General features: G+C 32.6%; 1 protein-coding gene. It reads right to left on the bottom strand.

Going from position 1 to position 325, the window contains the following annotated elements:
• The coding region (locus SB751_RS29040; RefSeq protein ID WP_410748912.1) for an MrcB family domain-containing protein at positions 1-280 on the bottom strand (280 nt) is incomplete at its 3' end.
• Between the last annotated feature and the right edge of the window lie 45 nt (positions 281-325).

Here is a 325-nt window from a genome sequence, read left to right as displayed (position 1 = left end):
CAATATAGTACCCTCTTGTGGCTGAAATCGTTAAGTTCTTAATAAAGATAGAAATCCATGGAACCTCAGCCCATCTACCTTGTCCTACCGAACCTACTATATGATAAATTTTTAGATCTAATTCGGCGTCTTTAAAAAGAGACTCCTTTATCTTATGACGAACAAGTGTCCCTAAGGGATGGTCTTTAAACATCTCCCTTTTAGCTTTATGATATTCTGTTATTACTTTAATCATTTTTTCTAGTATGGTTAAATTTGAATCATCTAAAACTTTAGCCATTATTTCAAACACCTATATATATAAATGAGATACCTAGAGACGAAG

The sequence above is a fragment of the Cupriavidus sp. SIMBA_020 genome (genome assembly GCF_046535395.1).
Lineage (GTDB): Bacteria > Pseudomonadota > Gammaproteobacteria > Burkholderiales > Burkholderiaceae > Cupriavidus > Cupriavidus campinensis.
The sequence above is the reverse complement of the archived record's forward strand: the minus strand, read 5'-3'. Positions and strand labels throughout refer to the sequence as shown.